The 14,655-nt window shown below is 64.7% G+C and carries 11 protein-coding genes; 4 read left to right on the top strand and 7 right to left on the bottom strand.

Features of this window, described 5'->3' with window-relative positions; translation table 11 throughout:
* Positions 1-201: 201 nt before the first annotated feature.
* The 3 genes from QAZ47_RS12845 to QAZ47_RS12835 all read left to right on the top strand — a co-directional run bounded on the left by QAZ47_RS12845 (position 202) and on the right by QAZ47_RS12835 (position 2,909).
* On the top strand, positions 202-918 hold the full coding sequence (locus tag QAZ47_RS12845; protein ID WP_278233803.1) for a response regulator transcription factor: 717 nt from the start codon (positions 202-204) through the stop codon (positions 916-918).
* Positions 915-2,324, top strand: coding sequence for an ATP-binding protein (locus QAZ47_RS12840; protein ID WP_278233482.1), 1,410 nt, complete (start codon positions 915-917; stop codon positions 2,322-2,324). The genes QAZ47_RS12845 and QAZ47_RS12840 overlap by 4 nt, the downstream gene beginning before the upstream one ends.
* A 210-nt stretch (positions 2,325-2,534) precedes the next feature.
* The gene (locus QAZ47_RS12835) at positions 2,535-2,909 is read left to right on the top strand and encodes a YciI family protein (RefSeq protein WP_278233802.1); all 375 of its coding nucleotides are present in this window, start codon (positions 2,535-2,537) and stop codon (positions 2,907-2,909) included.
* 22 nt (positions 2,910-2,931) lie between these two features.
* Here the strand turns inward: QAZ47_RS12835 and QAZ47_RS12830 are convergent, their stop codons facing one another.
* Positions 2,932-4,413, bottom strand: coding sequence for an aspartate aminotransferase family protein (locus QAZ47_RS12830; RefSeq protein ID WP_278233481.1), 1,482 nt, complete (start codon positions 4,411-4,413; stop codon positions 2,932-2,934).
* A gap of 83 nt (positions 4,414-4,496) precedes the next feature.
* Complete coding sequence (locus tag QAZ47_RS12825; RefSeq protein ID WP_278074995.1) at positions 4,497-5,582, bottom strand: pyridoxal-phosphate dependent enzyme; 1,086 nt, start codon at positions 5,580-5,582, stop codon at positions 4,497-4,499.
* Positions 5,583-5,750: 168 nt separating this feature from the next.
* On the opposite strand from QAZ47_RS12825, the gene QAZ47_RS12820 reads away from it, so the two are divergent.
* The gene (locus QAZ47_RS12820; protein WP_278233480.1) at positions 5,751-7,820 is read left to right on the top strand and encodes a transcriptional regulator; all 2,070 of its coding nucleotides are present in this window, start codon (positions 5,751-5,753) and stop codon (positions 7,818-7,820) included.
* A 185-nt stretch (positions 7,821-8,005) separates the two neighbouring features.
* On the opposite strand, the gene QAZ47_RS12815 is transcribed toward QAZ47_RS12820, so the two are convergent.
* From QAZ47_RS12815 to choX, 5 genes are all read right to left on the bottom strand, one after another.
* The gene (locus QAZ47_RS12815; protein WP_278207126.1) at positions 8,006-9,043 is read right to left on the bottom strand and encodes an MBL fold metallo-hydrolase; all 1,038 of its coding nucleotides are present in this window, start codon (positions 9,041-9,043) and stop codon (positions 8,006-8,008) included.
* A gap of 173 nt (positions 9,044-9,216) precedes the next feature.
* Positions 9,217-10,086, bottom strand: a complete 870-nt coding sequence (locus QAZ47_RS12810; RefSeq protein WP_278233801.1) for an autotransporter outer membrane beta-barrel domain-containing protein — start codon at positions 10,084-10,086, stop codon at positions 9,217-9,219.
* 1,271 nt (positions 10,087-11,357) lie between these two features.
* Positions 11,358-12,539: a choline ABC transporter ATP-binding protein gene (gene choV, locus QAZ47_RS12805; RefSeq protein ID WP_278074349.1), complete on the bottom strand. Its 1,182-nt coding sequence runs from the start codon at positions 12,537-12,539 to the stop codon at positions 11,358-11,360.
* Positions 12,536-13,390, bottom strand: coding sequence for a choline ABC transporter permease subunit (gene choW / locus QAZ47_RS12800; RefSeq protein WP_278207125.1), 855 nt, complete (start codon positions 13,388-13,390; stop codon positions 12,536-12,538). The genes choV and choW overlap by 4 nt, the downstream gene beginning before the upstream one ends.
* A gap of 220 nt (positions 13,391-13,610) precedes the next feature.
* Positions 13,611-14,546, bottom strand: coding sequence for a choline ABC transporter substrate-binding protein (gene choX, locus QAZ47_RS12795; RefSeq protein WP_278233479.1), 936 nt, complete (start codon positions 14,544-14,546; stop codon positions 13,611-13,613).
* Between the last annotated feature and the right edge of the window lie 109 nt (positions 14,547-14,655).

Genomic DNA, 14,655 nt, shown 5'->3' with positions numbered 1-14,655 from the left:
CGATGACCTGACCGCCACGGCACCGGTTATGCCCTTGAAATTTTTCACGAGTTTTTCCCAACTGTAGAATTTTGTTTCTGGATTGTTTCTGGGAGGGCAAACCCGTCCGCCGCTACCGCCACTGGCCAAGATGTGGCCCGAATTCTATCGTGTGGGTGATCGTCGAAGGACGGCTTGGCAAACGCAAACGACAGGGTTCTCGTGAAATCCGACGCGCACATACTGATCGTCGATGACGACAAGGGCATACGGGACCTGCTTCAGGAATTCTTCCAGAAGCGGGGACTGCGCACCACGGTCGCCGCCGACGGCACCGAGATGGAGGCGGTCCTGCGCCGGGCGCAGGTCGACCTCATCGTTCTCGACGTGATGCTGCCCGGCAAGAGCGGACTGGAGCTTTGCCGCGAGATCCGCGCCAACTACACGACACCGATCATCATGCTGACCGCCGTGACCGAGACGACGGACCGCGTCGTCGGCCTCGAGATGGGCGCGGACGACTATGTGCCCAAACCCTTCGATCCGCGCGAGTTGCTCGCCCGCATCCGGGCGGTGCTGAGACGCAACGGCACCGCCGAGCCGCGCCGGCCTGCCGGCAAGCAGATCTACCATTTTGCCGGCTGGACCATGGATTGTTCGCGCCGCCGGCTGACGGCGCCCGACGATGTCCGGGTGGAGCTGACGATGGCGGAGTTCAACCTGCTGCAGACCTTCGTCAAGAGCGCGCAGCGCGTGCTCACCCGCGAGCAGCTCATCGAGCTGTCCGGCGGCGACACCGGCTACAGCTTCGACCGCAGCGTCGACATCCTGGTGAGCCGCCTGCGCCGCAAGATGGAGGACGATCCGAAGACGCCGAAGCTCATTCTGACGGTGCGCAGCGGCGGCTATCAGTTTCTGCCCGAAACGACCTTCGAATGAGACGCTTCCTGCCGCAAACCCTGCCCGTCTGGGTTCTGCTCATCGTCATCGCCGGCCTGATGATCAGCCAGGTCGCGACCCTCTATATCGTGGCGCGCGACCGCGCCGCCGCCAACGACATCGTCGACCTCTACCGGCTGAACGACCGCGCCTATTCGCTGGTGCAGCTGATGCATGACGCCACGCCCGAGGGGCGCAAGGCGACCGCGTCCGGTCTGTTCAATTCCACCTATGCGCTGACTGTCTCAGACACCCCCGCGGTCACCTCCTCGATCGCCGGCGATGACCAGCTTGCCGAGCTGGAGGACATCCTGGTCGGCCGCCTGTCCAAGTTCGGCATCACCGACGCGCGCGTGCGGCGCGACCCGGCAACTCAGGAAGCCGATGTTCCGGACGGACGGGTGATGAACAAGGACGTCGGCCAGGTCGAGCGCGATCTTCTGGTGCTGGCCGCGGATTTTGCCCAGAGCGACAAGCTGACGGCATCGCTGCGCTTTTCCGACGGCCAGTGGCTGAACTTCACCGAGCCGATTACACCGGCAGGGCCGATCCTGAGTTGGGACAGCCTGCCGCTCTATTCGCTGATAGCGGGACTGATCGTCGTGATGTCGATCTGGTCGCTGCGCCGGCTGACGGCGCCTTACCGCATGATGGAAACCGCGGTGAACCGCATCGGCAACGACCTGAAAAGCCCGCCTATCGCCGAGACCGGCAGCCGCGAGATCCGCGCCGCTGCGAAGGCGGTCAACGCCATGCAGATGCGCCTGCGCGACTATGTCGAGGACCGCGAATATCTCGCCGCGGCACTGGCGCATGACCTGCGCACACCGCTGACCCGAATGCGGCTGCGCCTCGAGCTGCTGCGCAAATCGCAGGCACGCGAAGCCCTTGCGCATGACCTTGCCGACATCGAAAGCATCGCGAGCTCGGTGATCGATTTCGCCAAATTCGAGGTCACGGAAGAAAAGGCCGAACGGATCGATTTCTGGTCGCTGGTGGAGTCGGTTGCCGACGCATTCGAAGGCGCTTCGTTCGACGAGGACGCCAGGCCATCGCGCGGCCTGGTCTGCATCGCGCGTCCGGTGGCGCTGCGCCGCTGCATCACCAATCTCGTCCAGAACGCGGTCACCTACGGCAAGAAGGCGCATATCGGCGTGCGGCGGTCGGGCAACACGGTCACCCTCACCATCCGCGACGAAGGTCCCGGCATTCCGCAGGCCAAGCTGGATCAGGTGTTCGCCTCCTTCGTGCGCCTCGAACAGTCGCGCAACCGCCAGACCGGCGGCCTCGGCCTCGGCCTCACCATTGCCCGCAACATCGCCCGCGGTGCCGGCGGCGAGATTAAACTTTCCAACCATGCGGGCGGCGGCCTGCTGACGGAGCTGCGCCTGCCGCTGGCAGCTTGAGTCAGCAGGCGCTTTTCCGGCTGGCTCCGGGACTGGATCAGCCGCGCCATCCTTGTGATAGTGCGGCGCGCCCTACAGCGCCGCGCGTCCTCTTGGACGCGCAAAGGACGCAGTAGCGCTTCAATTTGGTGCATGATCCTTTCCGAACCGAAGGCCGGCGAAGCAAAAATCGATTCCGATTTCGGGGTCAAGCACGAGGAAAACCGAACCATGTTCTATGCGATACTTGCCTATCACGTCGAAGAAACCGTCCAGTCCTGGACATCCGACGAGGATGCGGCCCTCATGAAAGACCTGCTCGATATGAACGACAGGCTGACCCGCGCCGGCAAGCTGGGGCCGGCGGCAAGGCTGGGCGATACCGCGAAAGCCGTCACGCTGCGCGGTCCGGGCGACGGCATGGTGATCGACGGTCCCTTTGCCGAGACCAAGGAGCAGTTGCTCGGCCTCTACGTGCTGGATTGTGCGAACCAGGACGAGGCGGTAGCGGTGGCGCGCGACCTCAAGCGTGTCAATCCCACGGCCGTCTACGAGATCCGGCCGATCATGCTCTATCTGCCGGGCGCGCCTCTGGCAGCCGGCTGAGATATTTCTCCAGGCCACTCCCTCAAACCGATACCGCCGCAGCCTCGATTTCCTTTCCGATGCGAAGCGTCTCGCGCACCAACAGATCGAGATCCTCGCGCCGCGTCCGGTGGTTGGTGATCGCGACCCTCAGGCAGTGACGGCCGCGCACGGTGGTATCGGACAAGGCGGCGATGCCTTCTTCCTGCAGCCTGAGCATGATTTCGGTGTTGAATGCCTTGAGCCGTTCCTCCGATGCGCCCTCCAGGCGACGGCGGAAGCAGACGATGTTGATGGTGGTCGGCGCCGTCAGCTCGAGCGTCGGCTCGGCTTCGATCAGGCGCGCGAGATAGCCCGCCTGGGCGATGTTCTGGTCGATCAGGCGCCCGAACTTCTCCACCCCGTGCTCCTTGAGCGCCATCCAGATTTTGAGCGCGCGAAAACCGCGCGATGTCTGCAGGCCGTAGTCGTGCAGCCATGGCCCTGATGCGAGGCCGCGCGGCGTCGATTCCAGATATTCCGGGGTGACCGCGAAGGTGCTGCGGTGGGCAGAAGGATCGCGAACCAGCGCACAGCCCGCCTCGAACGGCGCATGCAGCCATTTGTGCGGATCGAGCGCGATCGAATGCGCTTGCTCGATGCCGGCGACGAGCGATCCGTTTTCAGGTGCGATTGCGATCAGCGCGCCGATGCAGCCGTCGACATGGAACCAGAGGTCCTCTTCCACTGCCAGCGCGGCCAGCGCCTGCAGGTCGTCGATCGCGCCGGTGTTGACGGAGCCGGCGGTGCCGATGATGCAAGCGGGCTTGAAACCCGCCGCGCGGTCTTCCGCGATGGCCGCCTTGAGCGCATCGACGTCAATGCGCAAATTGGCGTCGGTCGAGACGCGCTGCAGCGCCCGATTGCCGAGACCGAGCGCTTCCATCGCCTTGCGATGGCAGGAATGGACCTGGTCCGAAGCATAGAAGCGCAACGGCTTTGGTATGGCGCCGACACCCCTTTCGCGAACATCGACGCCCGCCTTGACGTTGCGCGCCACGGTCAGCCCGATGATGTTGGCCATGGAGCCGCCGCTCACCAGCGTGCCGCTGGCCTGGGCCGGAAAGCCCACCATCTCCTTGCACCAGTCGACCACCTGGCTGTCCATCAGGCCCGCGGCGTGGTTGCCGCCGCCGAGATTCGAACCCTGGATCGCCGCCAGGAAATCGCCGAGCGCGCCGGTGAAATTGCTGGAGCCCATAAACCAGGACCAGAAGCGCGGATGAATGTTGCCCATCGGATAGGCCATCACGTTGCGGGCAACATCGCCGTAGACGTCGGCGATGGACGCAGGCTCGCGCGGCAAAGGTGCCGAGAAGAAGGCGCGCACCTCGGCCGGCATCTCGCGCCACACCGGACGATCCCGGACATCCTTGAGATAAGCGACGGCCTCCTCGACGATCCGGTGCGACAGGGCCTGCATCTCGGCCCAATCCGGCGGATCGAGCGTCTCGTCCATCAGCGCTGTTTCCTGCAAGGTGTCCATCCGCTCCTCCCCCAGAGGCATCCCATTTCCTGGATCGACATGCGGCGCCGCCGGTCGAATGGACAGCGGCGCCGCGATTGTCTTCAGGCCTCGAACTGACAGCTCGGCGTCGACCGCGACAGCGCCATCTCCTCGGCGTCCATCTCCGCCTCGATGCCGTCGAACAGCGGGGTCGACATGTAGCGTTCGCCGGTGTCGGGCAGCATGCACAGGATCACCGAACCGGCCGGAGCGGTTCCCGCGATCTGGCGCGCCACGGCGAAAGTGGCGCCGCCGGAGATGCCGGTGAAGATGCCTTCCTGCTGCGCCAGGGCTTTCGCCCATTTGATGCCTTCCGGACCGGCGATCGGCACCACTTCGTCATAATAGCGCTTGTCGATCGCCTCCTGCAGCACGTTGGGGATGAAGTCCGGCGTCCAGCCCTGGATCGGATGCGGCTCGAAGGCCGGATGGCTGGCGGCCGGCGCACCGCCGGCACCGCGCTCTTGGCGCTTGCCGCTTCCGATGAGCTGCGCGTTCGCAGGCTCGGCAAGCACGATCCGCACATCGGGCCTTTCGCGCCGCAGCACCCGGCCAACGCCCGCGACGGTGCCGCCGGTGCCATAGCCGGTGACCAGCACGTCGAGCCTCGAGCCGGCGAAATCGTTGATGATCTCGCGCGCCGTGGTCGCCTCGTGGATGGCGGCATTGGCTTCCGTCTCGAACTGGCGCGCCAGGAACCAGCCATTGGCCTCGGCGAGTTCCACCGCCTTCTTGTACATGCCAAACCCCTTCTGGGCACGCGGCGTCAGCACCACCTTGGCGCCCAGCATGCGCATCAGCTTGCGGCGCTCTATGGAGAAGCTGTCGGCCATCGTCACCACCAGCGGGTAGCCTTTCTGCGCGCAGACCATGGCAAGGCCGATGCCGGTGTTGCCGCTGGTCGCCTCGACCACCGTCTGGCCGGGCTTCAGCTTGCCGCTGCGCTCGCCTTCCTCGATGATGTTGAGCGCCAGCCGATCCTTCACCGAGGCTGCCGGGTTGAAGAATTCGGCCTTTACATAGATCGTCGCATGCGCCGGGCCGAGATTGTTGATGCGGATGACCGGCGTGTCGCCGACCGTGTCGAGAATGCTGTCGAACAGCCGGCCTCGGCCGGCCGTCGTCCTTATTTTCAATTGGTGCAACATGGCTCTTCTCCTCGATGTCTCACGCGCCGGTTACAAACCGGCGGCTTCGGCGGCGCGGTTTCGACACCTTGCCGCGCTACGTTGCTTGACCTGCCGCAAATGCGGCAGCGGCGGCATTCCGGCATGGCTGGGCTGCCAGATGCTTCCTGTCGTCTTTGGTGATAGAACATGGACCAGCTGGTCAGCGTTGGAGAGAGCGTGGAAACATACGTGGAATCCACCCGATCGAGCCTGAACGACACCGCCGCCGGCCTGTGCGTGCGGCTGCTTGGGCAACTGACGATTTCCCGTGACGGCGAACCCGTTAAGTTGCCTTCCTCGCGCAAGCTGCGCGCACTGCTTGCCTATCTTGCGCTCGCGCCACACCCCGTCAGCCGCAGCCGGCTCTGCGAGCTGCTCTGGGACGTCCCCAACGATCCGCGCGGTGAGCTTCGCTGGTGTCTGAGCAAGCTTCGCGCCGCGCTCGACGAACCGGACCTGCGCCGGGTCGAGACCGAGGGCGACACGGTGGCGCTTCGCTCTGCGGATATGCGCATCGATGCTCTGGAGGCAGCCGCGGCGGTAGCGGAAGGCATCGACACGCTCGGCCTCGAACGCCTGCGGGCGCTTGCGCAGCTCTTCGCAGGCGATTTTCTTGACGGGCTGGAGCTCGATCGGAGCCCGCATTTCACCAGTTGGCTAATCGCGCAGCGCCGCCGTTTCGGCGCATGCCATGTCGCAGTTCTGGAGCACATCATCGGTCTCCTCCCGACGGAAGCCGACGAGGCGGCCGCCTATATCGACAAATGGCTGGAGCTCGCGCCGTTCGACGGGCGCGCGCATGTGGCGCTGCTGGAAAACCTTGCGCGGCGCGGACAGATCGGCGCAGCCGAAGACCATCTTGCGACCGCGGCGGAGCTCTTTCATTCCGAGGAGCTGGATTTCGCAGCCTTGCGCGAGGCGTGGCAGGAAATAAGAGCCCGCCACTCCGGTGCGACGCCATGCGCCCGGTCCATGCCGTTCGCGGCGACCCCGGCACCAATTGCCCCAGTGGACCCCGACGCGACAGCGATGCGCCGAGCTTCGCTCGCGGTGATGCCTTTTGCTGAGGGCACCGGCGCCGGCAATTTCCGCGGCGGGCTTGCCGACGGCCTGACCCACGACATCATCACGCGTCTCGCCAAGCTGCGCGATTTCTTCGTCATCGCCCGCGGCTCGGTCTTCGCTCTGGCCGAGAAGGACATTGCGCCGGAGGACGCCGGACGCCGGCTCAACGTCGACTATGTGGCGACCGGCTCGGTCCGCAGCCTGCCCGGCCGGGTCGTGGTCTCGGTCGAGCTGGCCGAGGTTCGCACGGCGAGGATCGTGTGGACCGAAACCTTCGAGCACAAGCCCGAAGACGTCTTCGCGGTCCTGGACGACATCGGCAACAGCATCGTCTCCTCCATCGCCGCGGAGATCGCCGCCGTCGAGCGCAACCGCGCGATGCTGAAGGCGCCCAATTCGCTGAATGCCTGGGAGGCCTATCATCGAGGCCTCTGGCACATGTACCGCTTCACCCGTCAGGAAAACGAACTGGCGCAGCATTTCTTCGCCGACGCGCTGAAACTCGACCCGACCTTCGCCCGCGCCTATGCCGGCCTCTCCTTCACCCATTGGCAGAACGCCTTCCAGCGCTGGGGCGATCGCGACCGCGAGTCGGCGCTGGCCTTCGAAAGCGCCGGCCACGGCCTTCTGGTCGACGACCGCAACCCCGCGGCGCACTGGGCGATGGGCCGCGCACTGTGGCTGCGCGGCGACCAGGACGGCTCGCTGCTCGAACTGGCGAAGGCCGTCGACCTCAGCCCGAACTTCGCGCTCGGCCACTACGCGCTGTCCTTCGTCCATTCGCAGTCGGGCGATCCGCAATCGGCGATCGGCTCTTCCGATCACTCGCGTCATCTCAGCCCGTTCGATCCTCTGCTGTTCGGCATGATGGGCGCGCGCGCCATGGCGCATGCGCGGCTGGGACAGTTCAGTGAAGCCGCCGAGTGGGCGCTGAAGGCGGCAGCCAGGCCCAATGCCCATGTCATCATCCTGGCCATCGCCGCGCACTGCCTGGCATTGGCCGGCCGCCCGGACGAGGCGCGAACTTTTGCGACCGCGATCCGCAAGACCCTGCCGGATTACCGCGCCGACGACTTCATCGCCACCTTCCGCTTCGATCGCGACGCGGAAACCCTGTTCCGCAACGGCGCCAAGCTTATCGGCTTGCATTGAGCCCGGCCATTGCAGGCCGACATCAGCTCAATATTGGCACACCTTAGGCATGTTGAGATTCAGGTCAGGCCGGGCCGAAAATGTTGGTTTCCGAGAACCGGAGCGGAGCGTACTTCAAGTACGTGAGCACCGGAAGCGCAGGAAACCGGCATTTGCAGGCCGGCATCACCTGAATATCAACATGGCTAGTGCATCAGCGGGCCGCTGGCCTTCCGCCACGCATCGATGCCGCCCTGTATGTGGCGGGCACTCGAAATCCCGACATCCTGCGCCGCCTGCACGGCCATCGCCGAGCGCTCGCCGAAGGCGCAGTAGAACAGGATCTGCCTGCTGGTCGATTTCGCCAGCTCATGCAGCATGCCGCCAGGAGCGATGTTCTCCTGCAGCCGCGCGTAGGGCAGATGTATCGCGCCGGGGATGACGCCATGGCGTTCCCGTTCGGATTGCTCGCGCAGATCGATCAGCGCCACATCGGGCCGCCCGACCAGCGCCAGCGCCTCCTCGGCTGTCAACGACCAGCCGCGGCTGGCGATGTCGTCCTGATGCAGCCCCACCCGCATGTTGGCCGGCACGGCCACGTCCATCATCTTCGGATTGGACAGCTTCAGATTGTTCATGATGTCGACATACTCGTCGACGGACTTCACCTGTAGGCGCGGGTTGAAGGCCTTTTCCTCGCCGATCGTCGACACGGTCTCGCCCTTGTAGTCGTGCGCCGGGAAGATCAGCGTCTCGTCGGGAAGCTTGAGCAGACGGCCGAAGATCGACTCGTATTGCAGGCGCGGATCGCCGTTCTGGAAGTCGGTGCGGCCGGTGCCTCGGATGAGAAGCGTGTCGCCGGTGAAGACCCGGTCCGGCAGCATGAAGCTGTAGGAATCGTCGGTGTGGCCGGGCGTGTAGATGACGTCGAGCGCCAATCCCTCGATGGCAAGCTTGTCGCCGTCGGCAAGCCGCATCGAGACGACGTCGGCCTTGGTCTGCTCGCCCATCACAGTGACGCAATGCGTCTTGTCGCGCAGCGCGCCGAGACCGGTGATGTGGTCGGCATGGAGATGCGTGTCGACCGCCTTCACCAGCCTGAGGTCGAGCTCGTTGACCAGCTGCAGGTAGCGCTCGACCTTCTCCAGCACCGGATCGATGATCAGCGCCTCGCCGCCGCGCCGGCTGGCGAGCAGATAGGAATAGGTGCCGGAAACGGAATCGAAGAGCTGGCGGAAGATCATTTTTGCTACCCCGCTGCGTTTTCGCATCGCGCACGTCATGCGCGCGCTTGCAGTAATATTCTACTGCATCGGTGACTGGAATCGGAATGGATTTCGAAAAATATATGTTCCGGTAGACGACCTTCCCAGAGCCACGAGATGAAAACCATCAATGTCGTGCCGAGATTCGTCCCTCAGAAAGCCTTGCTGAGGCGCGCTTGGCCCCGGATGGTGAAGGCATCGTCACTGCCGTAACCGGCCTCGAAGCCGGCGTTCAGGGTCATGCCGGCGCCCACCTCCGCCGCGACGTCCGCGCCGGCAAAGCCGCGCAGCACCGTCTTTCTGCCGCCGGCGGCAAAAGAGATGTCCTGGCCGAGAAGCGTCGCCGACAGGTCGTCGCTGTCTTGCGCTATCGCATCGATCCCGGCGCGAAGGGTGGTTTGCCATTTCTGGCTCCGCGTGCGGACGGGGGCCAAAGCCAGCGCGAGCTGGCCGCGCGCATCGAACACGTTGACGTCGCGCCGCGAGACCGCGAGATCGCCGTCCGAACCGGTCTCCGCGTAATCGTCGACGAACAGTCCCACGTAACGCAGCCGAACGCTCGGCATCAGCGTGCCGGCCGCGATCGGCAGCCGCATGCCGAGCGTGACCGAAGGGCTGACGAAGACGCCGTTGAAATCGGCGCGCGCCGTCTCGACGCCGAGCACCAGGTTGTTCGCGACACGGCGGCGGCTCCGCTCCTCAAGCACGCCGGCAACGAACGTCGCCTCGGCAAAATGCGCGCCTCCGTCGTAGCCCAGATAGCCGCCCGCAAACACGCTGCGATGGACGATCTCCTGCGCGTCGTCGTCGACCTCTGTCGATCCGGCAGCGCCTCCCAGAAGCACACCGCCCAGGAAGCCGTCGCCCGAGCGCCTCTCGGCACCGGCGACGGCGCCGCCCAGCGCCTCGCTGAATCCGGCCGACGCGCCGGAGCCGCCCTGGGAGCGTATCGCGCCAAACGTGGAGATCCAGGCGTCCTGACCGTTATGCGGCGCGAATATCTCGCCGTTCGGATCGGGCATGCGCGCTTCGACGACCTCGGCTATGGCATCGGCAAGATCTTGGATCAGTGGCGCGCTGCTCGCAAACCCGGTGATGTCGACCACCGCCACGCTGTCGCCGCTCGTCACGAACGGCCTGCCGCCGGTCAGAATGGTCTGCGGCAGGCCGGATCCGGCGAAGCTCATGACAGCGTTCAGCGCGGGGCCGAAGCTCACGGTGTTGTCGCCGCCGGAGAAAACGATCGGTCCCTGTATGGCCGTCCCGCCCAAAAGATTGAGCGTGGCGCCGGGCGCGCCGAAGAAGATTGCGGCGCTCTGGTCGCTGAGGGCGCGGCCGGAATTGGTGATGACGGAATTGCTGCCCAGCGCGGCGATGCCCACTGCGCTCACGCCGTCGACGACGACCGAGCCGGAATTGGTGATCGTGGCATTGCCGAACAGGGTCCCGATTCCTGTCGCGCCCGTGCCGGAAACGCCGACGGCGCCGCTGTTGACGATGGCGGCATCGCTGCCGCCGGCGCCAATGCCGATGGAGGCCAAACCGGACACGGTGATCGAGCCGGAATTGTCCACCCGCAGGCCGTCATTCTGCCAGATGATCCCGGCTGCGGCGATGCCAAAAGCCTCGATCGAACCACTGTTGGAAACCATCAGGTCCGGCCCGGCGCCGATAATGCCCGCGGCCGCCGTGCCGGCAACGCCGATGAAGCCGTGATTGTCCACACGCCCGCCGGGCGCGTTGCTGATGATGCCGTAAGTGGCGACACCCAGCGCTTCTATCGTGCCGTTGTTGACGATATGCGCGTTGCCGCTCGCGGACAGGATGCCGATCGATGCATCGCCTATTGCCAGGATGGTGCCGTCGTTCAGGATCGTCGCGTCCAGGCCCTGTGAGTTCACATTGATGGCGCCGCCGCCCGACGTTTCGACCAGACCATGGTTGGTGAACGTCTGCGCCGGGCCGAACATCCGAACCGCATCGATGCCGGCGCCAGATGTTTCGATCGCTCCCGCTGGGCTGACGACGCCGGTTTCGCCCGCGCCGGTCATTGTCTGCTGGCCGACCGTCGTGCCACTGCCGATGACAAAACTTTGGGAAAGCGCCGTGCCGCTTCCAAGCGAGACCGCGGCGAGACTGGACAGCGCGATCGCGCCGGAAAGCCCTCTATGCGACGTCGGTATCACCCCCCTTGGCGCATGGGCACGCAACGAAAGGATTCTGCGCTCGGCGAACGCGAAAAACAAGCCTGAGGCGGCGCCCAAACTTCTGTTTGGACGCGTGCGAAAAATGCCTACCGCCTGAGCACCGCGCTCAGCACGTCCCGGATGCCGATCGCGCCGACGAAGCGCGAGCCTTCGTCGAAGAGTGCCACCGGGGCGGTCTGCGAACGATGCATGGCCAGCATCACCGTCTTCAGCGGCGTGCCGGGATTGGCCCAGAATACCTGCGCCCCTTCCTCCGGTTGGCGCTCGACATCGGCACAGGACACCCATACCGCCGGCTTCCCGTCGCGTTCGGCCGCCGCCACCAGGCCATGCTCGTCGATCTTGAAGCGCGTCGTCTTGCGCCGGTCGAGCCACACCCAGCCGTCTTCGCCCTGTTCCAGATCGCGACGGTCGCGCATCACGTTCCACGCCGTCAGCACCGAAAGCGGGTTCACGTTGGCGATGAAGTCGCGGACATAGTCGTTGGCCGGACGCAGCACAATGTCCTCCGGCGCGCCGGTCTGCACGATGCGGCCGCCTTCCATGATGGTGATGTGGCTGCCGATCTTCAGCGCCTCCTCGAGGTCGTGACTGACGAAGATGATGGTCTTCTTCAGCTCCGCCTGGAGCTGCAGGAGCTCGTCCTGCAGCTTGGTGCGGATCAGCGGGTCGAGCGCCGAGAACGGCTCGTCCATCAGCAGGATCGGCGCCTCGGTGGCGAAGGCACGCGCCAAGCCGACGCGCTGCTGCATGCCGCCCGAAAGCTCATGCGCGTATTTCTTCGACCATTGGTCGAGATGGACGAGTTGCAGCTGTTTCTGGACCCGCGCCTTGCGCTCGGCATCGGGCACGCCGGCAAGCTCGAGGCCGAAGCCGACATTTTCCTCGACGGTGCGCCACGGAAGCAGGCCAAACTGCTGGAACACCATCGCCACCTGCTTCTGGCGCAGCCGCCGCAAGGTCGCTTCGTCGCAGGTCACGACATCGACGGTGCGGTCGCCGTCATTGACCAACACCTGTCCCCGCGACACGACGTTGAGCCGGTTGACGGCTCTGAGCAGCGTCGACTTGCCGGAGCCCGACAGGCCCATCAGCACGGAAATCTCGCCTTCATTCACCGTGAGATTGGCCCCGGCGCAGCCCAGCACGTTGCCGGTCTTCTCGAGGATTTCGGCGCGGGTGGCGCCTTTGTCGATCAGCGCAAGCGAACCGGCCTGATCGGCGCCGAAGACGATATCGACATTCCTGAAGTCAACCGCGACGGTCATTTCTTGCCTCCCACGCCGATGCGCGTCATCCGGTCGAGCACGATGGCGAGCACGACGATTGCGAGGCCGGCCTCAAGTCCGAGGTCGATGCGGCGGGAGCCGAGCGCGCGGTTGATTTCGGTGCCGAGGCCGCCGGCGCCGATGAGCGCCGCGAACACCACCATCGACAGCGACAGCATGATCGATTGCGTCAGCCCCGCCATGATCGTCGGCAGCGCCGACGGCAGCTCCACCTTCCATAGGAGCTGGCGTTTGGTGGCACCAAACGCCTCACCCGCCTCGATGATCGCCGTGGGCACCGAAACCACGCCGAGGTGGGTGAGTCGTACTGCGGTCGGGATGACGAAGATGATGGTGACGATAAGGCCGGGTGCGTTGCCGAGCCCGAACAGCGTCAGAACCGGGATCAGGTAGACGAAGGTCGGCAGCGTCTGCATCAGGTCGAGCACCGGCAGCATGACGCGGTAGACCTTCGGCTTGTGCGCGGCCCAGATGCCGAGCGGCACGCCGATCGCCATGGCCATGGCGGCTGCCGCGACCACCAGCACCAGCGTCTGCACCGTCTGCTTCCAGAGGTTCTGGTTGATGATGAAGATCAGGCCGATGAAGACGCCGATGGCGAGCGGCCGCGAGCGCTGCAACAGCCAAGCGACGAGGGCGATGACCAGCGCCAGCAGCACCGGCGGCACCATCAGCAGGAGGTCCACCGCCCCGTCGAGGATGAAATTCAGGCCGTTTGAGAACGCCCGAAAGACGGTATCGAAATTGTCGGTGAGGAAGCCGAAGAAGGCCTTGCCCCATGGCCCGATCGGGATTTTGTAGTCAGTAAGGAATTTCGATATCGGATCCATCTTCCCCTCTCGGTTTCGCCGCACTTGCCGTACGGTCATTGTCTCGCAGCTTAATGCATGTCACCCAAAAGCGTGCGGCGGTTTTGGGAAAATGACATGCGCAAAAACAGAGACTTAAAGCGCGTCGCTTGAACCCGTTTCAGCGCGGCGCTTTAAGAAAAAGGGCAGCCTTTTCCAGTGGCTGCCCTTTTTCGGAGATCATGCCGGACTCAAAGCCGGCTCAGCTCCCGAGCGCGGTCTTGATGGCCGCGGCGGCATCGCCGCCGTCGAAGGTGGTCACGCCGGAAATCCAGGGAGTGATCGCGTCCGGATGCTTCTTCAGCCAGTCGGTCGCGACCGTCTGGGCGTCGCCGCCCTTGAGGATCGCATCCATCATCTCGCCTTCCATGTCGAGATTGAACTTCAGGTTGGCGATGAACTTGCCGGCATTGGGGCACTCGGTGGTGTAGCCCTTGCGCACATTGGTGTAGACGGTAGCGGCGCCGAAGCCGCTGTCGCCCATGCCGTCGAGATAGGTGATCTTCATGGCGCCCATCACCGGATGCGGCGTCCAGCCGAGGAAGGCGATCCACTCATTGTTCTTCATCGACTGCTCGGCCTGCGTCAGCATGCCGGCCTCCGACGATTCGACCAGCTCGAAGCCGGCGAGGTTGTCGGCCGGGTTCTTGATCATGTCGAGGATGATGCGGTTGCCGTCATTGCCGGCCTCGATGCCGTAGATCTTGCCGTTGAACTTGTCCTTGAACTTGCCGAGATCGGTCAGCGTCTTGACGCCGGCGTCGGCGACATAGGTCGGCACGACGATGCCGTAGCCGGCGCCGGTCAGATTGGTGCTGATCGTCTCGACCGAGCCGTCGGCGGTGTAGTCCTTGATGTCGTTGGTCATCGACGGCATCCAGTTGCCGAGGAAGACGTCGAGGTCCTTGTTCTTCAGCGAAGCCATGGTGACCGGCACCGAAAGCTGGATCACCTGCGGCTCGTAGCCGAGCGCGGTGAGCAGCACCGAGGCCAGCCCCGTGGTCGCCTGAATGTCGGTCCAGCCGACATCGGACAGGCGCACGGCCTTGCAGCTCGCCGGGTCGCCGGCATAGGCGGCGGTCGTGGACAGAAGCGCCGCCAGGCCGAGGCCGGCGACGGAAGATTTCATACGCGACATCAACTTTCTCCCATTGCAATTCGAGGCGGCTCGAAGTCACGGTTCTTGCGACCGCCTTGTTCCGTCAGCCAAACACCATTTTGAAGTGGTTTCAAGCGGGGCCACATCA

It is taken from the genome of Mesorhizobium sp. WSM4904, assembly GCF_029674545.1.
GTDB lineage: Bacteria > Pseudomonadota > Alphaproteobacteria > Rhizobiales > Rhizobiaceae > Mesorhizobium.
This window is presented reverse-complemented; position numbering and strand designations above follow the sequence as displayed.